This is a genomic window from Planktothrix mougeotii LEGE 06226, from assembly GCF_015207485.1.
Classification (GTDB): domain Bacteria; phylum Cyanobacteriota; class Cyanobacteriia; order Cyanobacteriales; family Microcoleaceae; genus Planktothrix.
In genome coordinates this window covers 23,823-49,854 of record NZ_JADEWU010000039.1, presented here as the reverse complement: position 1 = coordinate 49,854, position 26,032 = coordinate 23,823, and the positions used below count along the sequence as shown (strand labels likewise).

Sequence of the window (26,032 nt, the reverse complement as noted above, 5' to 3'; positions counted from 1 at the left end):
TTCCGGTGGTTATAATTCTACCCCCAAAACCGGAGGTGATGAAGGTTTCCAACCCGATCCCCGTTGGGCGAATGAGTTAGAAAAACTAAAACAAATGTTAGCCGCCCAAGCTGCCAATCCTTAAATTTATAGGGCTTTGTTTTAATAAAAATAAACCCCCCTGAATCAATAACAATGTTGGGGGGTTTATTTCCATTTTGCTATTCCCTTCTATAACACTTTTGCCCTTAATAACGCTACGGGTAATGCCATCATTTTTCGCCATTTGGGAACATAAGCCCGCTTGCTAAAAACATCATATTCATTGCGTTCAATTTCATCTAAAATTTGCCGATAAAGCACTAACGCCGTCCAAACAGGCCAGCGAATCTCCTCACTTAAAACACTAATTCCTCGTTCTGCTTCAGCATAGAATTTCCGTGCCCTCTGAATTTCAAAGCGCATTAATTCCTGCCAACGATCATCAACAATTCCCTTAAATAAATCCTCTTCTGTATAATTAAATAAGGCTAAATCATCTAAGGGTAAATAAATCCGTCCTCGTCGGGCATCTTCCCCCACATCCCGCAGAATATTGGTGAGTTGGTTGGCAATTCCTAATGCGATCGCTTCTTGATTGGGAATGATAATTTCTGGGTTAGGATTCCAAGGGGTAATTACCGGAGGAGCAACACCCATGACCGCCGTTGACATTAACCCCACCGTTCCCGCCACCCGATAACAATAGAGTTCCAACTCCTCAAAGGTTTGATATCGGTTGCGGTATAAATCCATGCGTTGACCCGCAATCATATCTCGAAAGGGTTGAATATCCAGAGGGAAACGACCCAGGGTATCCACCAGTGCCACATCTACATCATCCCTAGGATGCCCTGCAAATAAAGCTTCCAGGTGTTCTTCCCAACGATCTAAGGTTTCCTCCGTTGTTGTTGCTGCCATTGGCCCATCGACCAACTCATCAGTCCGACGGCACCAAACATAGATCGCCCAGATCGCCCGACGCTTGGCTTCTGGCATCAATTGAGTGCCTAAATAAAATGTCTTGGCATACTCCGCAGTAACCTGACGGCAGAGTTCATAGGAGTCTTCCAGTGATGCCAGAGTTCTCATGCACGGAGATTTAGAAAGTTGTAGCATTCGTTGTTCTGCTGACCGACGATGGATGGGCTAGGAAGGAATAGGACTTGGGGAAGCAACGTTAGCCGATGGCGCAGACAAAGCCAAAAAACGATCCGAAGTCAAATCTTCTTGAATCGCCTGTGCTGTCAGCTTACCAGAAAGCACAGCCCCTTCCATACTGGCCAAATAACGCTGCATCGTGTAATCTCCAGTCAGATAGAAATTAGGAATAGGCGTTTTCTGGGATGGACGATGGGCTTGTCGCCCAGGAGTCGCTTTATAAACGGAACGCGGCGTTTTCACGACGTGGGATTTCAGCAATTTAGCGGGGTGGGGGATTTCCTCTGGGAAGAGTTTCTCCAACTCTGCCATTGTCGCTGCCACGATGTCCTCATCCGATTTACTAATCCAATCCTTTGCCGGAGCCAATACCAATTCCAGCATAGAACGGTCAGGATTGGAATACTCTTTACAGGTATTACTCATATCTGCATAGACACTGAGTAAGGGAGAACGGGAAAACAGCAAATGGTCAACATTTGTTAACTTGCGATCAAACCACAAATGCACGTTAATCACCGGCACCCCTTCTAACCCCTCTAGCTGTTTGAAATAGTCCATGTCTTGCCAAGGTTGGGGTAACATCACCTTCAAGGGATCAACGGGCATGGCAGAAACGTAGAGATCGGCCGTTAACACCTCATGGTCGGTATCGTTTAACCCGCGAATTAAGAAGCCTTTGACGGTTCCATCGGAGTTGAGTAAAAATTCTTTAATCGGGGCATTGAGACGAACTTCTCCGCCACGTTCTGTGATGTAATCTACCAGAGGTTGACAAAGGCGTTCCGTGGGAGAACCGTCTAAAAATGCCATTTTAGAACCGTTCTTTTCTTGGAGAAAACGGTTTAAGGCGGTTAAAATCACCGTTGAGGAGATTTCATCGGGGTTGATGAAATTTAAAGCTTTAGACATGGCAATAAACACCTCTTTCTCAACCCTCGGCGGAACGTTGTGGAGTTTCAGCCATTCTGAGAAAGAGTATTTATCCATCTCCTCGACGTATTTTTGACCCTGGAGCATGGCGGGAATTAACCCTAAACCAAACCGAATTTTTTCCGGCCAGGTCAACATATCATTATTACGGAGAATTGCCACTACCCCGTTAAAGGGGGCCGGGAGATTAGGAAAGTCAAACCGGGAATAGGTTCCGGGTTTCTCCGGTTGGTTGAAGATCATGGAATGTTCTTTCCATTGCAGCCGATCTTCGATGTCCAGTTCTTTGAATAACTGCAACATATTGGGATAAGCCCCGAAGAAAATATGCAACCCGGTTTCGTACCAGTCGCCGTCTTCATCTTTCCAGGCTGCGACTTTCCCCCCCAATACGTCCCGTCGTTCTAAGACGATAGGAGTGTGACCAAGATCGGTGAGATACTTGGCACAAGCCAGTCCCGCTAAACCTGCTCCAGCGATCGCAACTCGCATCAATAACCCTTCTGAATGTTTTCTTAATGTTTTTTCTGATTATACGTTACATCTTGTTACATTTAAAGCCAACAAGGTCAAAAATTCTGGCGTGGGGGTGAGTCTTCATAGTTTTGGGTGAGGCGTGGCTCATCCCTACGGGTTTGATTCAATGATCAGCTTTAATTAAAAGGGTAGATCAATCAGTAATTCAGGTTTAATGCGATTTAAAGGGGGATGTTCTGGATCATGTTCCCAACAAACAGGATTTTCAAGGATATATTTTCTAATAGGATTTAAAGCCATTTCATCTTGGATAATTTCTTCATAATAATCTCGTTGCCAAATTAAGCCTTGACCGGAATTATTACAAATTTTATTAATCAATTTAGAAACAGAAGATTTATACCAACCCACAACAGCACCCAAGGATTTTGGGGCAGCACCATGAGGTTGTTGTGTTGATTTTGCTGAGATTTCTAGTTGTGATAATGAGGCTTTCTGTAGGGGCGAGGCGCGCCTCGCCCCTACGGGGAATTGAGGATCTGAAAGGATTTCATGAAAGATTAAAATGCCATGAATATGATTGGGCATAATCACAAAATAATCTAATTCAACATGAGGAAATGTTTCAGGAATTTGTTGCCAGATATTGAAGGCGATCGCACCTAAAGAATTAAATCGCATTTCACCTTGAACAATATCTCCAAACAAACATTGTTTTTCTTTTGTACAAATTGTAACAAAATATCCCCCAGGCTGAGTATAATTGTATCCTTTTAAACGAATAGAACGACGATGATGAATTTGTGGATTGTAGGGCATATTAATTTAATAATAAGTTAGAGTAGACATCCAAACTCTACATTTTTAGTGTCAGTCAGGGTGAGGCGCGCCTCACCCCTACGATAAATTGGATTTTTGATTAGGCTTTCTATAGCTCATTTAGGGTGAATTTCAGAGATTGGTAATAACAATGTTTGCTCAATCTCATTACGCACTTCTGGTGATACCACACAACAACCATTAAGACAATCAACTAATAATTTATTGGCATCGTAATACTGTTGTAGTAATTTTCTCTGATCATCCCTGAATTGCCAATCACAGCCCATGTTAAGATAGTTAATCTTCATACTTCTAAATTGAGCAGTCCAGTCTTGATTGTTGACTCTCCACCATTCATCAAGATACTGCCAGCGATAACATTGCTCTGTGCTAGAGGCATCTTTAGCAAGATAGTATTCAATTGGTGGTAAAATTGCTAGTACATCAGAGTTAAAGTAACTACTAATTGTAGCTTTAAAGTAGATTTTATTAGAAAAACATGAATGCAGATAATAATAATCAAGATTAGGACTTTGATAAAACTTATTGAGTAGTCTTATTGACGTAAGCTGAGGATTAAAGTAACCGTTTGTAAATTTATTGATTAATAAAAACATTGCAAATTCATAAGCCATGATATCAGGCCTAGAAAAAAATCCATAGCATAAATCATACAATGCTTGAAAGTCAAAACTAAACTGAGAATCAATTTTGAGGAATAAATGATCTTCTGGATTTTTTTCTAAGTCTTGAAAGAAAGCTAAATACAGTGCTTTTACTGACGCATCTTTATATTTTGAGTTAGCTAATCGTGTTTTTTTGTCTACCCATTTTAGAAAATGTTGTAATTCAATTTCTGAGGATAAAATATGATCAATCTTTTGCTTCATTAATATTACAAGTAAATCAGCATTCTGCAACATTTGAGCGGTTAGTAAAAATATTTCACGCCATCGCTTATCAGTGATATGATCAAAAAGGTTTCGTAAAGTCTTTTCTTCAGAAAATTTAACAATTTTTATCGATGTTAAATACTCCTGAAACGTCAAGTGAGAAAAAGAATAAATTTTTTGCGCCCTCTCCACCAATAGTCCATGCTGTGCTTCAATTGATTTCAATATTGCCTCACTATCCAGTTGTAAAGCTTCTAGGTCTTTTTGGGCATCATGTAAATTGTTAATATAATCAGAAATATACTGCTCTAATTCTTTCTGTTTAAAGAAATACTCTCCTCGCTCAAAGGTTGTTAAAGCAATTTGACTTAGTAAATCTTTTTTTCGCTGCAATGATAGATTCTTATAAACCTGATCTCGTTCTATGTTTCGTGTTTCATCCCATTTTTTTAGTAAAATATCAATTCCTTCCTCATAAAGTTCTGAACGATTAGCCGGAAATTTTAGTGAGTCTTCAAAAACTAAACAGAGTAACGTTAGAAGTAGTGGATTAGTGGCTAATTCTTGAATTCGACGATTTTGCTCAAGCTGTTCAATAAATTGTTCTGTTATAGCTGATTCTTCACCGTTAAACCATTTGCCAACAAAAGTGTTAATCTGTTTTTTATCAAAATCTGCAACTTCAACCTCTGTAAATTTATCAAAATTATAGGCTTTGGCTGCAATTCTACAAGTTATTAAAAATTGATTTCGGCGAAACTTTTCCGATAAATCAAGAACTTGCTTGATCACACGGCTGTTATCCTCAGCTTTTACTTCATCCAAACCATCTAGTAAAATCAATAACTTACCCCGTTTCAATAGAACAGCTATCTGTTCAGAAGAGATATCACAATCAGCAAATATCTCGGTGATATATTCCAATAAACTAGGTTTTTCTTCCACTTCTGCAAATTGCTTGAGTGTAATAAAAATTGACACGCAATGCTCTTGAAAATTACCCAGATTACACTGAATGGCTAAATGTTTTAAAAACGTAGTTTTTCCAGACCCTGGCTTACCCAAGACCATTAATTTTGAATATTTTTTAACCGCTTCTTGTCCTGGTATCCGTTCGTCAGTTACTCTACCAAGCCCAAAGCGATCAAAGTTTTTTGAGTTAAAGTCTTGCAACAGTTCATCAATTTCGTGTCGTCGATGACTTGTAATTTTTTCCAGAATATTAACGTTAGTGTAGAGGTCACGGACATCAATGGGTTGTGACATTGTGAGCGATCGCATTGTGCCACATTGGTCTTGAATTATTTCATAACACTTCTGACGTACTTCTTGCACTAAATCATTTAGTTCATCCTCTGACAGATTAGAGGTTTGAGGGTCAGAAACCTTAAATTTCTGATACTCAGTAGTTAGAAAATTGAGCAAGCGACCATACTTACCTGGGCCTTTGCCATTAATACTAAACTTCTTGTAAACATGACTCATTCGAGTGCGAAGTGCTGTGTCAGAGATATGAAGTTCTGTTGCTATCTCTAATTCAGTCTTTTTATTGTTAAACCAGATTACAAAAGCATCTTCTTGCTCTGCTGAAAGCTCATATTTACGAGCCATTTCAATTAAAAATTCACGAGGTAGCGACATTAACCTATTTCTCCATGACTTGAAAGCCAATTCAAGATCTTCAATCTAGTGTTAAACCAGAGTTAAGACTACTCTGATATTACTTATTCTGGATCAAAAAGCAGTTGAATAGTAGGCTACAACTAAAGATTATAGATAGGTCAGCCTAAGTCAGTCTAAGTCAGCGTTAACTTGAGAGATATCTCCAAAGAAAAATTGCGAGATTGAATTTAGCGATTTTTTGGAGATTATTTTTATGAAAGGAACGTACATCAACGGACGGTTTTACTACCAAGACAAAAAAGGTATTCGACTACCAGCTGTTACCACCATACTTAAGGCTACACAACCTATTAAGTCTGTTGCTGCTCTTTCTAATTGGCGGAATAAAGTTGGGAATGCAGAAGCAACTCGTATTACTTCAACAAGTCGTCAACGAGGAAAATTATTGCATCAGTGGGTTAAGGACTATTTACAAGGGTTATCTCCCGTTGCTGATAGCCTAATTAAACCCTATTGTTATAGTGTTCAATCCATTTTAGAGAAACTCAGCGATGTACAGTTAATTGAGACAGTTGTGCCAAATTATTTGGAAGGATATGCTGGAAAAGTTGATTTAGTTGCTCGTTATCAAGATGTTCCATGTATTATTGAATTGACAACGGCTGAACAACCGAAACAGAAAATAAGTAAACTTTACGATAAGCCATTACAACTGGCTGCTTATGGAGGTGCAATTAATCGATATTATAGAGATAGTTTGTTTGGTTCTAAGATTGTTAACGGTTTGATTATTGTCGCGCTTCGGGATCAAGATGCTGAAGAATTTCTGATGGAACGGAAACAATTAATTATTTATTGGCAGGAATGGTTACAACGGTTGGAAAAATATGTTGAAAAAGCTGCCTGATCAATAATTCTCAGCGTTAAATAGGAAATATCTTGGGTGGCTTTCCCTAGGGGTGGCTTCAATACGTTAACCTAAAATATCCTAAAACCTACCCCTAAGAGATGAATTTACCCCATAGCTGAACGTCCTTGTTTTCCTAATTTAAAGAATACAAAATAACCTAAACACAGAATATAAAATGCTAAACCCACTAAAGCTAAAAAGCCTAAAAATTGCTCAGTTAAGTTGGGATGAAAGGTTGCTTTATATAACCAAGGGGGATCTAACCATACCCGACAATTTGGATCGGCTAATAATTCTTTTTGACCTTTAAAAAATGCACAATGTAGGAAAGGAATGAAAGCGATCGCACCTAAAGTATTATAAACGGTCACAGCCCACCGCCAAGCCGTAAAAACTAACTTGAGGGCTGAAGCGGGCATTTCTGAAACTTCTTCATTGAGATCCACCCAAAACCAGAGGCTAATCGGAATTAAAATCCGTGCCATTATTGAAGAGAGAAAACTAATCGGTAGAGCCGCGATCATTAAATAAACGGTAATCATCAACAAACTAGCAACACGCCAATAGATAACCATTAACCGTTGAATTGCTTCTACTTTCCCAACAAACGCCCAAATTGAGATGATTAACGGCAGGATAACTGTAAAGATAACCGCTAATCGATAATCCATCCAGACGAACGGTTGAATCCAAGGAGATTGTACAGCCAGTAAAGGATTGAACATTCTGAATCATCAAACCCAATATTATAAAAATTAAGCAACTGGGTTAACTCTAGTTAAATCCCAGTTGCTTATCAATCAGCAAACTTTAGAGAAGAGTTCTTCCCTGATCAAATGGTTGATTAATCTTCATAGAGCCGACATTCAGCAGCATCGGGGTTATCGTCGCAATAAACTTGGAAAGAAGTTTTGGGTTTTTCTTGTTTTTGGTGTGAAGCTTCAGCTTGTAATTCTTCCACAGCATCCCAAGCTGCTGCACATTCTTTAGAATTAGCACCGCTAACATCGCAGACGGTACGCGCTTCTTCTCGTTCTTTCTCGATGAGTTCGTTGATGTTGTTCATAAACCTTTCGTTAAATCCAATCTACTAAGTACAGGTTCTAATCCCACTTTAGAACATTAAGTAAGGGTTACTCACTCTGTCCATTTTACTGCCGAGTGCAGCCAAAGTCTGGATTTCCCCCCTCACTGTAATACATCAGTCTTAATCTAACCACAACTTCAAGCTGGATTTTTTAAGATTTGCTGACGTTGAACTAATTGTGTTACAGATCATTGACACTCCCTCACCTTGGAACAGTGGGGATTCTTGAGCTAACAACCGCCCTTTCGAGTTCCCCCTACTTAGGTCTTACATTGTTATGTTCCATCCGAGCAGGCTAGAAAATCACTTGTTATCTAGTTGCCCTGTTTGTGGATGGCTCTCCAAGCGTTTTGGTATTTCAACCCAGATTTGGGTATGCCCTACCCTATCTGTCTGACGACAAAAAGTTTTGACTTGTTCTTTCACCGAGTTTTCGGTTACTATCCTGTTTAAAGAGTATTCGGTAGCTCTTGCTTGTCTGATTTCGCCCTCAAAAGTGCTGCACTATTTCAGCAGAATTTTCACAATGTGCGCCGGAATTTCAACCTGAAAGCATCAATATTTTACCACAAAGTCCCCCTAAAAGGGGGAGGTTTTAAACCCAATTAATTGATAAATTATGCCAGATTGGGTCACTCTTGGACATGGGCAACTCTGGAGTTAACCCAGATGGCAACGGTCAGAAATAGTGTATCTGCTGTATTTCTACACAATCTGCTATCTTAACACAAGAGAGCAGACTATTCAGGGAGGGCGAAAATGGCAGAATCGACAACCAAACCGATGCGCTGGGTGAGTGCTTTATCCCAACGTCCTTCATTAGAAGCGGCGATTAAGGAAGTCGTGGAACTAGCTCAAGATCACCTGCGCGCTTCTCCAGATTTAGGCTTAGTCTTTATTTCCTCTGCCTTTGCCAGTGACTATTCCAGATTAATGCCGTTACTCCAAGAACAGCTTTGTCTTCCCACTTTGATTGGTTGTGGTGCTGGGGGGGTTGTGGGGATGAATTCTAGGCATCAAGCTCAAGAAATCGAGGGAGAACCTGCTCTCAGTTTGATGTTGGCCAATTTACCTGATGTTAAAGTTCATCCGTTTCATATATCCGCCGACGATTTACCCGATTTGGATAGTCCCCCGGATCAGTGGGTGGACTTAATTGGGGTAAAACCGGAAGATCAGCCGCAATTTATTATTCTTGTTGATCCGTATTTCGGTCAAATCAATGATTTTTTGCAAGGTTTAGACTATGCCTATCCGGGTTCGGTGAAAGTGGGAGGACTGGCCAGTACGGGTGTCATGGGAGGAACAACGGGAGTGTTTTGTGGTTCCCGACGGTACTCGGAAGAAATTGTCGGTTTAGCCTTGCACGGGAATATTGTGATTGAAACCATTGTCGCCCAAGGTTGTCGTCCCATTGGCCATCCCTACCGAGTCACCCAAGGGGAACGCAATATTGTCTTAGAAGTGGAAACTCAAGGGGAGGATGGGGATTTGGAAATGGCTTCTTCTGGGGTATCCGTGCGTTTATCCCCCTTAGAAGCGTTGCAAGACCTCGTACAGGACTTAAACGAAGAAGATCGACAACTTGCTCAAAATTCCCTGTTTGTTGGGGTTGTGCGGGATGAATTTAAACAAAAATTAGAACCGGGAGATTTTTTAATCCGTAATTTAATTGGGGTTGATCCGAGGGCCGGGGCCATTGCCATTGGCGATCGCGTTCGTCCAGGACAACGGATTCAATTTCACCTGCGCGATTCTCGCACCTCCGCAGAAGATTTAGAATTGTTAATGGAACGCTATCAACGACAAGCTTCTTCTTTTCCCGAAGAACTGACTAATGCGGCGGCGTTAATGTTTTCCTGTTTAGGACGGGGAGAGGGACTTTATGGGGAACCTAACTTTGATTCTGAACTCTTCCGACGGTATTTGAACATTCCTCTGAGTGGCTTTTTCTGTAATGGTGAGATTGGCCCTGTTGGAAATGGAACATTTTTGCATGGTTATACCTCGGTCTTTGGCATTTGTCGGCAAAGGAAAAATTAACCTTTCTACAATGATCACAAGAGGAATAAAGAGTTGTACCAACCTATCGAGTAAAAACTCAGTCTTTAAAATTTATGAAGCGAAATTCAGAGCATCTTTTAGCCTTGGAACAATTATTTAAAGTCGGCATTGATCGGACTGATTCGATGCTAGAAACAATTACTCGATCCCCGATAAAATTAAAATTACTTTCTTTGGATCTATTCCCCCCCCAGCATTTGACGCTTCAACTGGAAAAACAGTTAGGTTCAACGGATCTCAAGGCAATGGAATTGGTATTTACAGGAGAGTTTCAAGGGAATAGTCAACTCATGTTTCCTAAATCCACTGCCGGGATGTTAATTGATTTAATTGATAACCAAGATCGGCGAAAATTAGATAAAGATGTGTTTGAAAAAGCCATTTTTAGTGAAGTTGGTAATATTTTTTATAATGGGATTATGGGAGTCATTAGCACCTTATGTGAATATGGAATTACTTATATGATTCCTAAATATAAAGAAGGAAATCTCAGACAGTTACTCTTAGGAACGTTATCTCCTAAATATTCACTAGCCGTTATTGGAACAGTTCAAACGTTCCCCGACCGCAATCTTGTTTTCTGGTTTCAATTTGATACCTTAGATAAATTGTTAGCCCAAAGCAGTAATCTTTCAGATTATTTTGATGTTTAAGGGAATTACGAATTACGAATTACGAATTACGAATTACGAATTACGAATTACGAATTACGAATTACGAATTACGAATTACGAATGGGGAACAAGGAACAGGGAACAGGAAAGAAATTTTAACTTTTAGTCCCTGAGTCCTGAACTTTTTTTAGGATAAAATTAACTGAGCAAAATTATCAATCTGATCCGTTGCACTAAATCCTTCAAAGTAACGGCGAACAGTTGGCGGAAACACTTCAAAGTTAAATTGAGCATCTCCGTTAGCAATATCTGCCCAAAAATAGCGGAGATGAGGAACTAATTTCTCAGCTTCTTGAACGGTTAATTTTAAGGGTGGATTCGTTAATAATTTCATCATAAAAGGAAAGGAACGCTCACCCATCCATTCTCTTGATTTTAACGGTAAATCCGGCCAATCTTCAACGGCAGTAATGCGATGGGATTCTATTTTCAAGACGGGTTTTCCTTGAGCATTTGTATTGACATGAATGACTCGATAGGGATGGGGATAACTGACTAATGATCCTGTTGTAATATCATAAATTCCTTGCCATTGAGCAATATCTTGGACGTGCAAATGTCCGGTAAAAACTAACTGCACTCCGGCTTGTTTTAATAAATTCAAAAAGCGAGGGGCGTTTTCTAACATATACCGTCGTCCCAACGGATTTGTCGCTTGTCCCGGTAAATGTTCAATCACATTATGATGAATCATCACGAAAACCAATTGATTTTTAACTTGGGATAATACCTGTTCTAGCCACTCTAACTGTTCTTCTTGTAAACAGCCGATTTGATTACCCTGGCCATCAAAATGATTGGAATTTAATCCGATTAATTGTAAACCGGGTAAAATTTCTTGGGTATAATCTAAACCTTGAGGTTGTTGATATCCAAAGGAACGATAATACTGAGAAAATTCGTGAAAACCAATTAAATTTTTCTGACTTTCTAAAGCAGGAAGATCATGATTTCCGGGAATAACATAAACTGGGTAGGGAAGCTGGCTTAACCGTTGACTTAACCATTGATGATTGTCTCGTTCTCCATGTTGGGTTAAGTCTCCAGGTAAGAGGAGAAAATCTAAATCTAACTGTCCTAAATGCTCTAATACCAGTTCTAAAGCAGGAATACTCACTTCAACTAAATGAAAGCGATTGGGATGATCCCAAATGGTCTGGGGTAGGGCAATATGCAAATCACTGACAACGGCAAATTTAAAATTTAAGCTCATAAAGAAATCAGTATAAAGGGAAATAAAAAGGCATTGCTTAACACCAAAATTGACCGGATTAGGGTATGAGATAACCGGAATCAATGTGTTTCATGAGATTGATTTTGTAAATCGGCTTTGATATCTTTATTAAAAGAATATAGCGAAATTAACGGGGGATTTTAAAGTATATTAAGAATTTTAATATTTACGTTACATTTCTTGATATATTTACGACGATTTGTTTGAGTAAAAATCTCTATCTTGTTGAAGGATTGGGATTAAAGTTTTTATATTTTTTTCTTTATGTAAATAAAATAAGACGAGATCTTCATCTTTGAACAAAGTTCATTGTAACGACAATCTGTATTTTTGAATACAGAAAAATGATTGTTTTTATGAATGTCAATCTGTATATATACTCATTTTTAATATAAGTCTAAAAAGTGTTGAAATTCTTTAAGAAGTGTAATACAATCTTTAAATAATTGTTAAAGATTTTTTAGCAGTATACCGATGCACAAGGACTATTACGGCTTATTAATCTCCGCGCTAAGTGTCCGTCATCGCTGGAAATGGCAAATTATTCTTCCTTATGGCGGGTATTTGACCTCCAGCGAAGACTATTCATCTGCCGAAGATGCTCTCAGTGGCGGAAAATGTTGGGTAGAACGAGAGTCAACCTTTAATGCGATTAATAGTTGTTTGGCTCAGTTTTATAGCGCGGGTGTGCTCAATCCTTCGGAATATAGTAGTTTAATGGATTCTCTGCGGGGTATTACTCAACGCTGTTAATTTGAGCCTCCAGTTGTTGAATTTGAGAGTGCCAAATTTCTAAACAGGAGGGAATTTCTTCCAAGGTCACGACTTCTAATAAATAGTTTAAATAACGCTTAAGTGTAATCCCGTGAGATTCTGGATAATCAGCACAACAATCAGAAATCATCACGGTTAAAAATCCCAATTGAGCGGTGGAAGCGGCGGTAAACAAAACGCACACAGAAGTCGCTAATCCGGCGGTGAGTAAAAAACGTTTACCTCTTGTCTGAAGATAATCAATCAGTTGGGTATTTTGACATCCATCTAAAGTGTACTTTTCAAAGACTTTTTCCCCTGGAATCTCCCTCGCACAATCTAATACCTCAGCACCGGATGTTCCTCGAATACAAATCGCACGTTTTCTTAAACGATATCGGGGTAGCCAATTAGAACTATCCGCTTCAAAGACTTCGCGTAAATGAATCACTTCTAGTTCTTCTTGGCGACAAAAGTTGAGCAGGCGACGAATCTTGTTTGGAAATTCGGGAAAAGCTGCTTGGAGTTGAGGTTCCCAAAAATCATTTTGAACATCAATTAAAAGCAGTGCAAAGGGTTGCCATTTATCAGAAAAATTAAGGCTCATAAACACATAAAGGGTAAAAGTTTAAAACAAGCAAATAGATTCGGGAGAAACGGGACATTCTTTTTTTAAAAGAGGATTCCCCATTAAATTCAGTTCTTTTAACTGGTTTAAATTGGATAAAGATTTAACTTCGGAAATCTTATTTTTTTGTAAGGAAACTGTGTTTAAATTTGATAGAGAAGAGAGGGAATTTAAACTGTTAATTTGATTTTGGCTTAAATCTAAAGTTTTAAGAGCTTTTAAGGAAGAGATAGACTTAATATCAAGAATTTGATTTTGGTTTGCGTTTAAATCCGTTAAATTGGTTAAAGATGCTAACGGGTCAAGGGTTTTAATTTGATTCAAACTAATATTAAGTTGAGTCAAATTTGTTAAAGGGGAGAGGGGTTTTAATTCAGATATTTGATTTTGGCTTACATCGAGAACGACTAGATTTTTTAAGGAAGATAGAGGAGTCAGGTTAGAAATTTGATTATCATTGAGATAAAGTTCTTGAAGGTTGGTTAAGTTGGATAAAGGACTAATATCTTGAATATTATTAGATGTAAGGTACAGTTTATTTAATTGGGTTAGAGTCCCTAAGAAATTTAAAGTTGAAATTTGATTTGCGTTTAACGCTAGAATTTTGAGGTTAGTTAAGGATTCTAAAGAAGGAATCGTGATAATTTTATTAGATTTAATATAAAGTTCAGTCAGTTGGGTTAAATTTTCTAAGAAACTCAAGTTAGAAATTTGATTAGAGTTTAAATACAGTTTATCTAACTGAGTTAAGGAGGATAAGGCTTGAATATCTTTAATTTGAGTGGAATCTAAGTGCAGTTCTGTTAAGTTTTTTAAAGGGGTTAAAGCCCGAATATCCCCCAGGGGGTTTGAATCTAAATGCAGTTCTTTTAAACGGGTTAACTTTGCTAAAGGACTAAGATTAGCAATTTGATTGGTAAACAGTTGAAGTCGTGTAAGCTGAGTTAATGTATTTAAGGGACTCAGATCAGAAATTTGATTTTTAAATAATGCTAGGTCGGTAAGATTGGTTAAATTAGATAAGGGAGTCAGATCAGAAATTTGATTAACACTAAGATCTAATTGAGTTAGCTGGGTTAAGGAGGATAACGGACGAATATCAACAATTTGGTTAGCACTCAAATGCAGTTGGGTTAAATCAGTTAAGGCGGAAAGGGGGGTTAAATCAGAAATTTGATTAGAGTTTAAATTTAGGGTTTTTAGACTCACTAAAAATTCAAGGGGAGTTAGGTCAGAAATATAAGTATTACTGAGATCGAGTTCGCTCAGATTTAATAAAGTTTGATTCGCTTGTAAACAATCGGTAGTCTCTAATTTTTTTAATAATTCATGAATAGTTTTTGCAACGTCTGAGGAAAGATTAGAGCGATTTTTACATAAATTTGTGAAATCTTGAACTTCAGGGGGTATTGAGGGAGAAGAACTAGAGGAAACGGGTTCAAACCCTTGAGAAATCACAGCACAATTGGATAATCCCAAGGTCAGTATAATTCCTACAGGGAATAACCTCGATAAAATAGGGATTAAGATCATAGAAATTTTGGGGTTTCTAATTATGAAATCGGAAACAATCTTTTACTGGAATCAGAGGGTTTAAATTCATCAATGCAAGCCGTTCGAGAGTGACCCATTTGATTAGCTTGCCAAATTTGACCACTATTAACGTCTAAACCCGTTAACCAACCATTCCCATAAACCCAAGTATCAATACAAATGGCATAGCCTAAATTTAGAGGTTTACCATTGGTTTGACGAGTATGACCACAAATCATAGTTTTTCCTGAAATATGGGGTTTAGCCGAATAAAATTTACTCGTCAAAAGTTGCTGAGTAGATTGCTCATTTAAGGGAAGTTGGGCGTCAACATTCCCATGAACAAAAAAATGGTTTTCTGTTTCCCAATAGTCTACACAACTCTTTTCCAGAAATTCCCAATGGTGGGAGGGAATATTTTCTAAATCGGTTGTTGTTTGGCTGGTTGGATAGGAAGCTAAGGTTTCATACCCTCCCCACTTACACCAAGCATCGAACTGTTTAGGAGAATTCCGCGCCTCTAACATTAAGATTTCATGGTTTCCTCGTAACGCCACTAACTGTCCGGTTTTGTGGAGGGTGATTAATCGTTCAAGTACGCCGTTAGAATCGGGCCCTCGATCAACATAATCCCCTAGGGTAATGATTAAATCATCCGCTTGAAGTTGAATCATTGACATGAGAGTATCCCACGCCATGGAACAACCGTGAATATCCGCAATCGCAATAATTCTCATAGTTAGTCGTGCACAATAACGGGGGTTCCGACTGATGCCCATTCAAACAACCATTTGGCATGATTGACTGCAACATTTGTACATCCGTGAGATACCGGAGTCCCAAATAAATTATGCCAATAGGCTCCATGAATTGCCATCCCTCCATCGTAGTACATCGTATAGGGTACATCCGGGACATCGTAGTCGGGGCCTGTCATGCGGGTCGTTTCATATTTGGTGTAGACTTTAAAGACTCCAGTACGGGTGGGGGTGTCCGCTTTTCCGGTGGAAACAATTACCGCATAAACGGGTTGATTTCCTTCCCAAGCAATTAACCGTTGTCGAGATAAATCTATTAAAATCCAGCGTTCTGATGATTTCTGTAATTCCATCATATTACGCGCAATTAAGTTGTGTTCTTCATTGGCGATCGCTAAATTTCCTTCGGTCAATCCTACCATAACTGTTAGAATTGCCCCCGTTGCTAAAATTTTTAAAGGCTGGAATTTTTTTAAAGAAAAGTTAGGGGTAGAATTGCATCTATTGAAGGGGTTAAAAAGGGAAAAAACGATAGGTTTTAGGAAAGCGTTTGGGGTTTTCATGATCTACTCCTCTTATTGAATTCAATGCAGATGAATGGGTTGGGGGATTAGATAGAATTAGAGGTTCAAATCCCTAGAGATTGATGACTGGATCGCGACGCTATCCCTGCTAATTTCTCTTAATTACAGGGTAATTCTAAGACGGTCGATTGTCAAAGGGGATTGACAACAAATTTTGATTGCCCTTGTCAAGATTGCTTCACCGATTTAATTGGAAATTTCGGATAACTGTTGCAGGAGTATTTGGGTTTTTTGTGCGATGGCATCCCAATTTTGTTCTATGATTAAAGTAGGGGGAAATAAATCTCCGGCTAGTCCTACCGCGATCGCTCCCGCTTGAATAAAGGCAACGGCATTGTTTAACGTTACCCCTCCCGTGGGAATTAGGGGGATATTTCCCATCGGCCCTTTTATACTTTTAAGATAATCCACACCGCCAACGGCAGAAATCGGAAATACTTTAACACAACTGGCTCCAGCTTGCCAGGCTGTGATAATTTCTGTAGGGGTTAAAGCACCGGGAATGATGGGAATTTCCGCTTGTTTTGCGGCTTGAATCATTGCCGGGTTAGTATGGGGAGAAAACAGAAATTGAGCCCCCGATGCGATCGCATTTTTGACATCTTCAACGGTGAATAAGGTTCCGGTTCCAATCACACAGTCAGGTAATTCAGAGCGTAACTCTGCAATTAATTCAGGAGCTTGATCACTATTCCAAGTAATTTCAATTAACCCCATTCCTCCGGTGGCGGTTGCTTGTGCCATTTGTTTTCCCAGTTGTCGTTTAGGAGCGCGGATAACTGCGATCGCGCGATATTGTTTTAACAGAGATAACCAAATTTCAGAAGTCACTGTCCGTTTAAAATGCGTTTAAATTTAATAAATACTGTAATTATTATATCATCTTTTAAGCCCAAAAACCTTAATCACCGTCAAGGCTAGATTCTCCAAACTTCTCCTTAAAATTCCGAAGATTAACATTTACAAGCTGAAGTCTTTCAAGAAAAATCCGCTAGTTTAAAAGATCGTTTTTTTCCCTGGTTTGTTCAGATCCCTTCCCGACGGTTGTTTCTCCTCTCTGCTTAAATTAGGATTTCTTAATCTTCCTTAAGGTAAGACCCACACCACCTAAGTGTTAACTGAGTTATAATGTATTGATTATTGAGAAAGGAGCGTTAGTCATGGATCGAGATCAACGGCTAATTTTATCAGCATTTAGTCATGGTGCAATTTTCTTTAGTGCTACGATAGTCGCCATTGGAATTCCCATTGGGATTTTATTTTTCTCCCAAGATCCGGTTGTTAAAGCAAACGCGAGAGAATCGTTAAATTTCCATATTAATTTATACATTTATGGATTTGTATTTTGGATTCTCACCTTTCTATTAATCGGGTTTCCTTTATTATTAGTTTTGGCTCTCGTTAGCTTTATTATGCCGATTTTGGCAATTATTTCTGTGGTTTCTAACCCGGATAAACCCTATTCTTATCCGTTCATTTTTCGGATTGTTGAAGGATAAGAGTATTGATTTTTATTCAGGAAGGTTGATCAAGTTATCTCGATCAATTGAAGTTTTTAGGTCGGGTTCATAGGTTTTAACGCTGGGAGGGAGAGACACTAAATCCTCAATATTTTTTAACATGGCTTGACAAATGGCATCAAGCTGTAAATCGTTTTCGTCATAACCAAACGGATTTTCAATTTGGCGGGCTATTTCTTCAATTCCCAGTAAGGTAAAACTGATAATCGCCACCACCAACCCTGTAAATGCTTCTAAATTATTAACAACTTTTAACGGTAAAATCAAACAATAAATTAATAAAATTTGTTGTAGATGAATTTGATAAGCCAAAGGAATAGGAGTTTTTAAAATTCGTTCACAAGCTCCTAAAACATCCACCATAGTATCTAGGAGTTTATATAAAGCAGTCAATTGATAAATATGCAGATGATGCTTTTTATTTTGATCTTGTAAATAATCGCCTATCCAAAAGGCAATTTCCAGAGGCGGATGATTCATCTTGAGCAGTTTTTGATATTGTTCGGGAGAAACTAAAGCCTCAATTTCAGGATTAATTTGTTCTCCTCTGAGATGAATTTTTGTAGCGACGGCAAAAGCAACTAATAATTTTAATACGGCAATTTTCTCATCAGTTTCACTGACTTCTTTTTCAGGAACTATTAACCAAATTTGACGGGCAAAATTTCTAACAGTATTAACTAAAGTTCCCCACAATTTTCGGCCTTCCCAAAATCGATCATAAGCCGTATTTGTTCTAAAAACTAATAATAAACCGAGAACTAAATCAGGAAAAACTAAATAGCTCAATGCTTCAGTAGGGAGGGGGAAACCTTGAATCTCAAATATAGAAACTAGAATGCCCAAGGTTGTGCATAAAAGTACACGGGGCATAATGGCTGGAATGACGGAGCTTTTAATACGAATTGCTAACTGAAACCAATTGTTTTCAATCGTAGACATAGAGGATTTTAACTTGTTCTTCTCCTGACCATTTTCGTTAACAGATTATCCGGCTGAAGGTCGCAATTCTACGATTTTATTTCCTTCTACAGTGGGGGTTGGGGTTTGAGCATTTAACTTTTGATTGAGTTCTCGAATTCGTCGAGATAAGAGGCGAATAATATTAATCGCAATACCTGGGGTTTCATCAATAGCATCATAAAGCTGCATTTGCGTCAATACTAGACATTCACACTGTTCTAAGGTGCTAACAGTGGCTGAACGAGGTTCGGCATCAAATAAAGACATTTCGCCAAAGCAGGTTCCTTTTCCTAACTCAGCCAAATTGCGATCGCCAATATGAACTCGCACCCGTCCAGAGACGACAATATAAAGTGCTCTTCCTTCTTGACCTTCGGTAAAAATACTATGTTCTTCGGGGAAGGATAACTCATCCATGACCGATGCTAGACGGACTAAAAAATCGTCTCGCAATTCTTTAAAAATCGGGACACCCCTGACAAATAAAAGGCGTTCAACGCTGGTTAACATAGGTTTACTAAAATTTAAAATTTTCAGATTTTAGGAGCAGGGTCGGGTTCCACACACCCTAGTTAACAGGCAAGATGCCTGTTCCACACAGCCTACTTCACTCCAAGTTGCACCATAAATTCCTCAACTTGGGCTGCGACTAAACGATCAGGATCGTTTTGTAGCATTGGCAATAATTCTATCAAAGCCCGTTGAGAGGCAATCTTTAGATATGCTAAGACAGCTTCTCGAACAAACCCGGTGGGATGGCGCAAGGACATAAGGGTTTGTTCGGCTGTTAAGCTCCAACGAGCGCTTCTGGCCAGATGAAAACAACAAGCTAGGGCCCAGTCCGATAGAAAATGACGGTATTCTAATAAACGGCGGAGGCGATCGCTGGGTTTAAGCGGTTGATAATTGACTAAATCGGATAAATTCTCCAATTTCTCGATTTTAGAGTGCTGATCGAGAACGCTAATTAAGGCGCGCTTATGAACAATATCAACGACATTATCCAGGATTTCTAAACCTCGCGCTACATTAGAAGAAGAATTGGACTGAATATTAAAAGAAGCCGCTTGAATTGAGCTATGAGGATACAAAAACTTCATGAGCAAAAAGCAGCGATCCACCGCATCAACTTCTAATCCTTCTAAGGCTCTTTTTAATAGTTGTTGAGGAGATTGCAGATCGGGGATACCGGGAGCAAAGGGGTCAAAGGTATCGGAATCTTCTGAGTCCGACAGTATAGGTTTTTCTAAGGACAAATCCAGCAAAGCGGCATAAATTTGACCAATAAACATTAACTCCTGCTCAATTAAAACCTCTACCCCTGTTCGTCCTACTCGATCTAATACCCCTTCAATTCCCGCATCTTGAGGAATTTTTAGTAAAATTTTCAAGATATTGCGCCGGGTGGTTCCCCAGGAAATCATTAATTCACTAATGAGGGTATCGAGGGCTTCAGTGGTAGCAATTTCACCCAAAGCTGTCCAAGCTTGTAAGCGAACTAAATCGGGTTTATAGATATCACTAGCTTGCTGCATTAATAGAGGAATGGCTTCATTTCCCAATCTGACAAGAGCTTGTAAGGCTGTATCCCGTGTAGAACGATAGGAGAGTGCCTTCATTAATGAGGGATAGTATTCTTCCAAATGGGTTGAAGCAATGACATCTAACAAGGCACAACGCACCCGCAAAGATTCATCCTGTAATAAATCGTTAAGATAGAGGCGGAGTCCTTGTAAATAATCCGCTTCTCCCAGGGCGCGAACCCCCATCACCCGTTCCCGTTCTTGGCCAGAGGTGATCATGCGTCGGATGGTGTTGGTGGCGGCGGCTTTTTGTTCGCGATCGCCTCGACGTAAAATTAAGGCGGCGGCGGTTCCCCGGACAACGGGATCAACTTTATTTTGGAGATAGGGACGCAGTTGTTCAATGTCGGGGTTGGTTTCCGTTAACCAGAGATATCGTAAGGCTAGGGCGAGAACTTCTGGGGGAAGATTGCTTTGGGTAAGGGCTCGAATGTCTTCTAAATAAGCTGGATTTGGATGATTCAGCATGATTTCTAGGCTTTGACGCTGGAGGCTAGGGGAAAGGCTATTGAGCAAAGGAACCAGGGTTTCCCCAACATTTTTCGCATCCAGTTGACTCAAGAGTTCAATACACGATCGCTTATCCGCGTCTTCTCCCGGTTTTTTCAAGGTTTCAACCACATTGCGCTTGAGTTGGGGCATATCGATGTCTGAGACACTCAACCGTCCCCGTTCGGCACTGCGAACCAGTAAACTGACATATTGGGCTCGAATCAACCAAACGACAAACAACCAAACCAAAGCCATTAGGATGATCAAACCCACGAACACTAATCCCTGTTCACTGTGTAACTGGGTTTCGCTAGAGTTGGGTAAAATGATACTGGTGAGCCAAAGGGTGATTAAAATCAGTACCCCCGTCACCCCCGTTGACATGGGTTCAAACACCCCGTTCACCATAGATTGAATATCGCTGCGAACGTGATCCGGTAGGGGTTGAAATAAAACGGCTCCGGTGGTTTCAATTAAGGTGTAATGGAATAATTCATCTAAAAACCGCAGGATCACAAATCCCACAAACACAGAAAATAGTCCAGTGATCCCACCAATTAAGGAAAATGTTCCTAAAATAATCACCCCAACGGGTAAAACAATGGCGGTTACAAAGACCCCCGTGCGTTCAACCAAACGGCTAGAACCGAACCATTGAGTTAAGACTTGAGAAACACTTAAAATCCCTTCAAAAATTCCCAGGAAGCTAACAATGCCACTGGCTCCGGTTGCATCATTTTGAAATTCCAACTGACTAAAAAATTGGAAATCTACTAAAACATATAACGCTTCTGCTAGAACAAAAAAGGAGACTAAAGGAATCACATACCCTAATACTGGGCCTTTGAGGTTGCGAGTGCTAAATTCTTGTTCTTCGTCTTCCGGTGTCCAGCGTGTGGAATCTGGGAAGGATTGACCATAGCGTTGAGATAGATAAAATAATATTCCGGCGGCTAGGAGTACCATGACACCGGAAACCAAGGTGACGTTATTGAGTCCAACGAGTCTTAATAGCACGGGTAGGGAAAATCCACTAATTACCCCAGCCACTAAAAATCCGCTACTAATAATCGGATAAGTGCGTTTAATTTCTCGAATATTAAACAGTTGGTTAGCGGTGATGGAATTATTTAAGTCGTTGAGAACATAAGAGGCTTCCACCCATAACCACATTAAAAATAGCGTTATAAATTGAACACTTAACCCTAATATTTTAACCTCGGATAACCCCATCCCCCAGCGAAATAAAAACAAAGGAATTGCCATCATCACAAAGATAATCACAATTGCCCGACGCAGGGGAAATACTTTTTGCAGCGACGAATAGATAAAGCCTAACCCTGAACCCATTCCTGCACTGGCGATATAAATCCAAGGCAATTTATCGGCACCGTATTCATCCAGAAATAAGCCTACGGTACTGAGTTCTAACCAAATTAACCCGACTGATGCCAAGGTATACACTAAAAACATCAGTAGGGTTCTTTCTACTTCTTCCTGACGGAGATTGAGTCCCCGCAGCACCCCTTGTCCCACCAGAGCGGAACTACTCACTGGCTTGTCCATGCGATGCCCAAACCCCTTTGTGTGATTATCGGAAGTCTAATATTAGAGTTTAACCGATTTGTTGCGACTATCGGGTTTCAGGTTTCAGGTTTCAGGTTTCAGGTTTCAGGTTTCAGGTTGAAGAGTTGTTTTTGTTAACCCTGACACCCGACACCCGACACCCGACACCCTACTTCTTAGGCGAGAGCAACATCATCATGCTGCGTCCTTCTTGTTTGGGTTCTTGTTGCACCTCAGCCAATTCTTGTAAATCAACAGCCATACGGTCGAGGAGTTCTTTAGCGAGGTGACTGTGTTGAATTTCCCGACCCCGGAACATAATTGTGGCTTTGACTTTATCTCCTGATTGCAGGAAGCGTTTGGCTTGATTGACGCGCACTTTGTAATCGTGCTCGTCAATAATGTAGCGCATCTTGACTTCCTTAACGTCAATGGTGTGTTGTTTTTTCTTGGCTTCTCGAACTTTCTTTTCCTGTTCGTACTTATACTTGCCATAGTCCATAATGCGACAGACGGGAGGGTCGGCTTTGTCGCTGACTAATACCAAGTCGAGTTCTTTTTCCTCCGCCACCCGCATGGCTTCACGGGGTGTGATTATCCCAAGCTGAGAGCCATCTGCATCAATGACCCGGATTTTGGGAAACCGGATATTTTCGTTGATTGGAGGCAAATTGCGATTGATTTTTTTATCGGTCACAGGCATTAAAGAAGTTTGCAAGCGATTTATAGGATGGTGAGATAGATCTACAATTTCTTATTGTACTCACTCCCATCGATATTTTGTCCTTAATTTAACCTAAATTCCAGAAACGTTAAGATTAGAAATTGTAAAGTTATGTTTTGAGCGGAGGATGTTTGGTTAGTTCCACAGGCTGGCAACACCAAGTTGGGTGTCAACGGGATTGGATTTGGCGAGGTTGGCGCATTCGCTATGCTTATAATCGCCCTCGTTTGTCTTCTTCCTCAATTCCCCGTTCCCCGATGATTTTTTTACATGGGTTTGGGGCATCTATTGGACACTGGCGATACAATTTAACTCAATTGAGTCAAAGCAATACGGTTTATGCTTTAGATTTATTGGGGTTTGGAGGTTCTGAAAAAGCGATCGCTCCCTACACGGCTCAGTTATGGGTGGAGCAAGTTTATGATTTTTGGCAAACATTTATCGGAGAACCTGTAATTTTAGTGGGAAATTCCATTGGTTCTTTGATTAGTTTAATGGTGGCTTCTCAATATCCTGAATTAGCGAAAGGATTAGTTTTAATTAGTCTTCCTGACCCTGGATTACAGTTAGAAATGTTACCGCCCTGGGCAATTCCTGTGGTGGAAACGGTACAAAATATTGTGGCTTCTCCTCCAGTTTTAAGATTATTCTTTTCTCTTGCCCGTCGTCCGAGTTTTATTCGTCGTTGGGTAAAGTTAGCTTATGATAATCCCAATGCGATTACTGATGAATTGGTTGAAATTTTAGTAACTCCTGCCCTAGAACGGGGTGCAGCACGGGCGTTTTGTTCTGTTTTTAAAACAATGGGCAGCCCTCGCTTAGGGCCTGCGGTTAAAACTTTATTCCCTCAATTAAATGCGCCTATTTTGTTGCTTTGGGGTTTACAAGATCGATTAATTCCTATTCAATTTGCCAACCCTCGTCAATATTTACAATATCACTCGAATTTAAAATTAGTTGAGTTGGAAAATGCTGGACATTGCCCCCATGATGAATGCCCGGAACGGGTGAATGCTGAAATTTTAACTTGGCTGAAGGAAAGCTTTGATTGGGGTTAAGGGTTGATGTTTTTATGTTGAATATTAAATCAAGTGTATCCCCATGTCAGCCCTAACAATATTGTCTCATTCCAGGCGGCGTTTGTCAAGTTCGTCAGTTACCTTCTGAATTGATAGAATCTATAGCAAACAGATTTGACAAAAATCATGAGATTTATCAACCCCAAAACGGACTACGCTTTTAAAAAAATATTTGGTTCTACCGAAAGCAAAGACATTTTGATTAGCTTTCTCAATGCCTTGGTTTATGAAGGTAATTCTACCATTGAAGACTTAGAAATTATCAATCCCAACTTACCGCCTAAAATCGCCGGTTTTAAAGATACCTATCTCGATGTTAAAGCCAAACTGAATAACGGCACACTTGTCCTTATTGAAATGCAGGTTTTAAACGTGCAATCTTTTGGCAAAAGGGTTTTGTTTAATGCGGCGAAAACCTATTCTTTTCAATTGCAAGCTGGAGAAGGGTATCGAATGCTTAAACCCGTTATTGCTTTAACAATTACTGATTTTGAGATGTTCCCAGATCAGGAGCAAATGATTTCTCGTTTTGTTTATCGAGAAAAATCTGAAGGTTGGTACTATCATGATAATGATATTGAGTTATTATTCGTTGAGTTACCTAAGTTTACCAAAGAACTCGACCAGCTTGAAACCATTACCGATAAATGGATTTACTTTATCAAATTTGCGCGATCGCTGACATCTATTCCTGAAAATATGGACGATATTCCTGAACTACACCGAGCTTTTGAAATTGCTAATCAAGCCGACTTAACGGCTGAGGAGTTAGAAGATTTAGAACGTCGGGAAATGTTTATTTATGATCAGCAAGGAGCGATCACCCTGGGACGTGAACAGGGACGCGAAGAGGGACGCGAGGAGGGACGCGAGGAGGAAAAGCGTGACATTGCTCGAAACCTACTGGATCGACTGAGTGATGAAGCGATCGCTCAAGTCACAGGATTAAGTCTAAAAACCGTTCAAGAGTTGCGCTCTTAAAGTGAGTCATGATTAACTATTGAGGAAAAGTAATATTTAAGAAAGGAAACTGTGCTTTGATGTTCCAATTTTGTCCATCATGAATTAATAACGTTAATTCAGAGACAGTAAACTCAAAATAAATCGGACGTTGGGCAAATTCTGGCCATGCGGTTTTAAATGCTGTTGGAGTTAAATCTTTAAACGCTACGGTTACATGAGGAGAAAAAGAACGTTTTTTCGAGACTTCATGAACAATATTAAGTTGTTGTTCTAAGTCATTCATTAACGCTTGTTGAAGATTAATTAATTCAGGGGTTTTGATTACATTCACAAACAGGACACGAGGCGGAAAGGCATTAAACCCTGACAAAGTTATAGGAATAGGGGAAGAGTTAAGGGCAAATGTAGTTAAATGGTGTTCTAAAGTTGTCAGGTCTTCTATTAACCATTTAAACGGAGGTTGTAAGGTAATATGAGGTGGAGATTTTAACGCATGACGACTATTATAGGTTTGGGCAAAATAATGTTTAATTTCTGTAATTTGATTTTGAATTTTTTGTGGGGGAAGTAAAGCAATAAAAAACAGTCGTTCTGAAGGTTTCATAAAATTAATCTATAGTAGGGAACAGGGAACAGAAGGGAGAAGAAAATAGGGAATAGGGGGTGAAAAAAGTTATTATTTGTAGCAAAAAGTTAAGGACTTCATATTAGGTAGTGTTTGCGATCGCTCGATAGGTTCTGTTATTATTTAAGGGCTGAACAGCATACATTAACTTCTTTCTCTTGAATTTTCTCCATTTTCTTAACTTTTCTGATCGATTTTGCAGCCAACGGAAAATTTATATTATCATTTAGGTAGTAGTACCAACCCATGGCAACTTCTTGTTCATCGTAAGCATCTACAATGATTGCGTAGGTAATGCGTTCTTCCCTGCGTTCATCCTTTTCAATACTAGCCATAACTTTAATTGCAACTTTTAATCACTTAAA

At 39.6% G+C, this 26,032-nt stretch carries 25 protein-coding genes; 7 read left to right on the top strand and 18 right to left on the bottom strand.

From position 1 onward, the window contains the following. Window positions 1-210: 210 nt before the first annotated feature. From crtB to IQ236_RS16370, 4 genes are all read right to left on the bottom strand, one after another. Complete coding sequence (gene crtB / locus IQ236_RS16385) at window positions 211-1,137, bottom strand: 15-cis-phytoene synthase CrtB (protein ID WP_193870283.1); 927 nt, start codon at window positions 1,135-1,137, stop codon at window positions 211-213. 30 nt (window positions 1,138-1,167) lie between these two features. Continuing rightward, window positions 1,168-2,604, bottom strand: a complete 1,437-nt coding sequence (gene pds, locus IQ236_RS16380) for a 15-cis-phytoene desaturase (RefSeq protein ID WP_193870282.1) — start codon at window positions 2,602-2,604, stop codon at window positions 1,168-1,170. Between the two features lie 165 nt (window positions 2,605-2,769). Next, the gene (locus IQ236_RS16375) at window positions 2,770-3,408 is read right to left on the bottom strand and encodes a transposase (protein WP_193870281.1); all 639 of its coding nucleotides are present in this window, start codon (window positions 3,406-3,408) and stop codon (window positions 2,770-2,772) included. Between the two features lie 116 nt (window positions 3,409-3,524). Then, window positions 3,525-5,945, bottom strand: a complete 2,421-nt coding sequence (locus IQ236_RS16370; RefSeq protein ID WP_193870280.1) for an NACHT domain-containing protein — start codon at window positions 5,943-5,945, stop codon at window positions 3,525-3,527. A gap of 235 nt (window positions 5,946-6,180) precedes the next feature. Between IQ236_RS16370 and IQ236_RS16365 the strand changes: the two genes are divergently transcribed. Continuing rightward, window positions 6,181-6,834 carry an exonuclease gene (locus IQ236_RS16365; protein WP_193870279.1) on the top strand — a complete coding sequence of 218 codons (654 nt, stop codon included), beginning with the start codon at window positions 6,181-6,183 and terminating at the stop codon, window positions 6,832-6,834. Window positions 6,835-6,941: 107 nt separating this feature from the next. On the opposite strand, the gene IQ236_RS16360 is transcribed toward IQ236_RS16365, so the two are convergent. Then, the gene (locus IQ236_RS16360) at window positions 6,942-7,562 is read right to left on the bottom strand and encodes a DUF3177 family protein (RefSeq protein ID WP_193870278.1); all 621 of its coding nucleotides are present in this window, start codon (window positions 7,560-7,562) and stop codon (window positions 6,942-6,944) included. A 119-nt stretch (window positions 7,563-7,681) separates the two neighbouring features. Continuing rightward, window positions 7,682-7,903: a Calvin cycle protein CP12 gene (locus IQ236_RS16355; protein WP_193870277.1), complete on the bottom strand. Its 222-nt coding sequence runs from the start codon at window positions 7,901-7,903 to the stop codon at window positions 7,682-7,684. An 804-nt stretch (window positions 7,904-8,707) separates the two neighbouring features. On the opposite strand from IQ236_RS16355, the gene IQ236_RS16350 reads away from it, so the two are divergent. Then, window positions 8,708-9,967: an FIST signal transduction protein gene (locus IQ236_RS16350; protein ID WP_193870287.1), complete on the top strand. Its 1,260-nt coding sequence runs from the start codon at window positions 8,708-8,710 to the stop codon at window positions 9,965-9,967. Window positions 9,968-10,041: 74 nt separating this feature from the next. Then, complete coding sequence (locus IQ236_RS16345; RefSeq protein ID WP_193870276.1) at window positions 10,042-10,641, top strand: hypothetical protein; 600 nt, start codon at window positions 10,042-10,044, stop codon at window positions 10,639-10,641. A 148-nt stretch (window positions 10,642-10,789) separates the two neighbouring features. Here IQ236_RS16345 and IQ236_RS16340 read toward each other — a convergent pair whose 3' ends face one another. Beyond that, window positions 10,790-11,875, bottom strand: a complete 1,086-nt coding sequence (locus IQ236_RS16340; protein ID WP_193870275.1) for a metallophosphoesterase family protein — start codon at window positions 11,873-11,875, stop codon at window positions 10,790-10,792. Between the two features lie 495 nt (window positions 11,876-12,370). On the opposite strand from IQ236_RS16340, the gene IQ236_RS16335 reads away from it, so the two are divergent. Continuing rightward, a complete protein-coding gene (locus IQ236_RS16335; RefSeq protein WP_072718405.1) occupies window positions 12,371-12,649 on the top strand; it encodes a hypothetical protein in 279 nt (92 codons plus the stop codon). Here the strand turns inward: IQ236_RS16335 and IQ236_RS16330 are convergent. From IQ236_RS16330 to IQ236_RS16310, 5 genes are all read right to left on the bottom strand, one after another. Continuing rightward, window positions 12,633-13,256: a cysteine hydrolase family protein gene (locus IQ236_RS16330; protein WP_193870274.1), complete on the bottom strand. Its 624-nt coding sequence runs from the start codon at window positions 13,254-13,256 to the stop codon at window positions 12,633-12,635. The genes IQ236_RS16335 and IQ236_RS16330 overlap by 17 nt on opposite strands. Before the next feature lie 21 nt (window positions 13,257-13,277). Further along, window positions 13,278-14,810: a leucine-rich repeat domain-containing protein gene (locus IQ236_RS16325; RefSeq protein WP_193870273.1), complete on the bottom strand. Its 1,533-nt coding sequence runs from the start codon at window positions 14,808-14,810 to the stop codon at window positions 13,278-13,280. Between the two features lie 20 nt (window positions 14,811-14,830). Further along, window positions 14,831-15,547 carry a metallophosphoesterase gene (locus IQ236_RS16320; protein ID WP_193870272.1) on the bottom strand — a complete coding sequence of 239 codons (717 nt, stop codon included), beginning with the start codon at window positions 15,545-15,547 and terminating at the stop codon, window positions 14,831-14,833. Between the two features lie 2 nt (window positions 15,548-15,549). Next, complete coding sequence (locus tag IQ236_RS16315; protein ID WP_407676157.1) at window positions 15,550-16,131, bottom strand: L,D-transpeptidase; 582 nt, start codon at window positions 16,129-16,131, stop codon at window positions 15,550-15,552. A 207-nt stretch (window positions 16,132-16,338) separates the two neighbouring features. Then, window positions 16,339-16,983 carry a bifunctional 4-hydroxy-2-oxoglutarate aldolase/2-dehydro-3-deoxy-phosphogluconate aldolase gene (locus IQ236_RS16310; RefSeq protein ID WP_193870271.1) on the bottom strand — a complete coding sequence of 215 codons (645 nt, stop codon included), beginning with the start codon at window positions 16,981-16,983 and terminating at the stop codon, window positions 16,339-16,341. 329 nt (window positions 16,984-17,312) lie between these two features. Between IQ236_RS16310 and IQ236_RS16305 the strand changes: the two genes are divergently transcribed. Continuing rightward, on the top strand, window positions 17,313-17,651 hold the full coding sequence (locus IQ236_RS16305) for a DUF4870 domain-containing protein (protein ID WP_193870286.1): 339 nt from the start codon (window positions 17,313-17,315) through the stop codon (window positions 17,649-17,651). A 12-nt stretch (window positions 17,652-17,663) separates the two neighbouring features. Here IQ236_RS16305 and IQ236_RS16300 read toward each other — a convergent pair whose 3' ends face one another. The 4 genes from IQ236_RS16300 to infC all read right to left on the bottom strand — a co-directional run bounded on the left by IQ236_RS16300 (window position 17,664) and on the right by infC (window position 22,979). Then, window positions 17,664-18,614 carry a bestrophin family protein gene (locus IQ236_RS16300; RefSeq protein ID WP_193870270.1) on the bottom strand — a complete coding sequence of 317 codons (951 nt, stop codon included), beginning with the start codon at window positions 18,612-18,614 and terminating at the stop codon, window positions 17,664-17,666. A gap of 45 nt (window positions 18,615-18,659) precedes the next feature. Beyond that, window positions 18,660-19,145, bottom strand: coding sequence for a Crp/Fnr family transcriptional regulator (locus IQ236_RS16295; RefSeq protein WP_072718411.1), 486 nt, complete (start codon window positions 19,143-19,145; stop codon window positions 18,660-18,662). 92 nt (window positions 19,146-19,237) lie between these two features. After that, on the bottom strand, window positions 19,238-22,276 hold the full coding sequence (locus IQ236_RS16290) for an MFS transporter (protein WP_193870269.1): 3,039 nt from the start codon (window positions 22,274-22,276) through the stop codon (window positions 19,238-19,240). Between the two features lie 169 nt (window positions 22,277-22,445). Next, on the bottom strand, window positions 22,446-22,979 hold the full coding sequence (infC, locus tag IQ236_RS16285; protein WP_190516254.1) for a translation initiation factor IF-3: 534 nt from the start codon (window positions 22,977-22,979) through the stop codon (window positions 22,446-22,448). Window positions 22,980-23,131: 152 nt separating this feature from the next. On the opposite strand from infC, the gene IQ236_RS16280 reads away from it, so the two are divergent. Continuing rightward, window positions 23,132-24,058, top strand: coding sequence for an alpha/beta fold hydrolase (locus IQ236_RS16280; protein ID WP_193870268.1), 927 nt, complete (start codon window positions 23,132-23,134; stop codon window positions 24,056-24,058). A 147-nt stretch (window positions 24,059-24,205) separates the two neighbouring features. Continuing rightward, window positions 24,206-25,060 carry an Rpn family recombination-promoting nuclease/putative transposase gene (locus IQ236_RS16275; protein WP_193870267.1) on the top strand — a complete coding sequence of 285 codons (855 nt, stop codon included), beginning with the start codon at window positions 24,206-24,208 and terminating at the stop codon, window positions 25,058-25,060. 16 nt (window positions 25,061-25,076) lie between these two features. On the opposite strand, the gene IQ236_RS16270 is transcribed toward IQ236_RS16275, so the two are convergent. Together IQ236_RS16270 and IQ236_RS16265 are read right to left on the bottom strand one after the other, a co-directional pair. Next, window positions 25,077-25,646: a 2'-5' RNA ligase family protein gene (locus IQ236_RS16270; RefSeq protein ID WP_193870266.1), complete on the bottom strand. Its 570-nt coding sequence runs from the start codon at window positions 25,644-25,646 to the stop codon at window positions 25,077-25,079. Between the two features lie 140 nt (window positions 25,647-25,786). Then, window positions 25,787-26,002 carry a calcium-binding protein gene (locus tag IQ236_RS16265; protein WP_190515224.1) on the bottom strand — a complete coding sequence of 72 codons (216 nt, stop codon included), beginning with the start codon at window positions 26,000-26,002 and terminating at the stop codon, window positions 25,787-25,789. Window positions 26,003-26,032 lie beyond the last annotated feature (30 nt).

Coding starts and splice junctions, on each gene's coding strand:
- crtB (WP_193870283.1), bottom strand. CDS start 1,137: ATGCTACAACTTTCTAAATCTCCGTGCATGAGAACTCTGGCATCACTG.
- pds (WP_193870282.1), bottom strand. CDS start 2,604: ATGCGAGTTGCGATCGCTGGAGCAGGTTTAGCGGGACTGGCTTGTGCC.
- IQ236_RS16375 (WP_193870281.1), bottom strand. CDS start 3,408: ATGCCCTACAATCCACAAATTCATCATCGTCGTTCTATTCGTTTAAAA.
- IQ236_RS16370 (WP_193870280.1), bottom strand. CDS start 5,945: ATGTCGCTACCTCGTGAATTTTTAATTGAAATGGCTCGTAAATATGAG.
- IQ236_RS16365 (WP_193870279.1), top strand. CDS start 6,181: ATGAAAGGAACGTACATCAACGGACGGTTTTACTACCAAGACAAAAAA.
- IQ236_RS16360 (WP_193870278.1), bottom strand. CDS start 7,562: ATGTTCAATCCTTTACTGGCTGTACAATCTCCTTGGATTCAACCGTTC.
- IQ236_RS16355 (WP_193870277.1), bottom strand. CDS start 7,903: ATGAACAACATCAACGAACTCATCGAGAAAGAACGAGAAGAAGCGCGT.
- IQ236_RS16350 (WP_193870287.1), top strand. CDS start 8,708: ATGCGCTGGGTGAGTGCTTTATCCCAACGTCCTTCATTAGAAGCGGCG.
- IQ236_RS16345 (WP_193870276.1), top strand. CDS start 10,042: ATGAAGCGAAATTCAGAGCATCTTTTAGCCTTGGAACAATTATTTAAA.
- IQ236_RS16340 (WP_193870275.1), bottom strand. CDS start 11,875: ATGAGCTTAAATTTTAAATTTGCCGTTGTCAGTGATTTGCATATTGCC.
- IQ236_RS16335 (WP_072718405.1), top strand. CDS start 12,371: ATGCACAAGGACTATTACGGCTTATTAATCTCCGCGCTAAGTGTCCGT.
- IQ236_RS16330 (WP_193870274.1), bottom strand. CDS start 13,256: ATGAGCCTTAATTTTTCTGATAAATGGCAACCCTTTGCACTGCTTTTA.
- IQ236_RS16325 (WP_193870273.1), bottom strand. CDS start 14,810: ATGATCTTAATCCCTATTTTATCGAGGTTATTCCCTGTAGGAATTATA.
- IQ236_RS16320 (WP_193870272.1), bottom strand. CDS start 15,547: ATGAGAATTATTGCGATTGCGGATATTCACGGTTGTTCCATGGCGTGG.
- IQ236_RS16315 (WP_407676157.1), bottom strand. CDS start 16,131: ATGAAAACCCCAAACGCTTTCCTAAAACCTATCGTTTTTTCCCTTTTT.
- IQ236_RS16305 (WP_193870286.1), top strand. CDS start 17,313: ATGGATCGAGATCAACGGCTAATTTTATCAGCATTTAGTCATGGTGCA.
- IQ236_RS16300 (WP_193870270.1), bottom strand. CDS start 18,614: ATGTCTACGATTGAAAACAATTGGTTTCAGTTAGCAATTCGTATTAAA.
- IQ236_RS16295 (WP_072718411.1), bottom strand. CDS start 19,145: ATGTTAACCAGCGTTGAACGCCTTTTATTTGTCAGGGGTGTCCCGATT.
- IQ236_RS16290 (WP_193870269.1), bottom strand. CDS start 22,276: ATGGACAAGCCAGTGAGTAGTTCCGCTCTGGTGGGACAAGGGGTGCTG.
- infC (WP_190516254.1), bottom strand. CDS start 22,979: ATGCCTGTGACCGATAAAAAAATCAATCGCAATTTGCCTCCAATCAAC.
- IQ236_RS16275 (WP_193870267.1), top strand. CDS start 24,206: ATGAGATTTATCAACCCCAAAACGGACTACGCTTTTAAAAAAATATTT.
- IQ236_RS16270 (WP_193870266.1), bottom strand. CDS start 25,646: ATGAAACCTTCAGAACGACTGTTTTTTATTGCTTTACTTCCCCCACAA.
- IQ236_RS16265 (WP_190515224.1), bottom strand. CDS start 26,002: ATGGCTAGTATTGAAAAGGATGAACGCAGGGAAGAACGCATTACCTAC.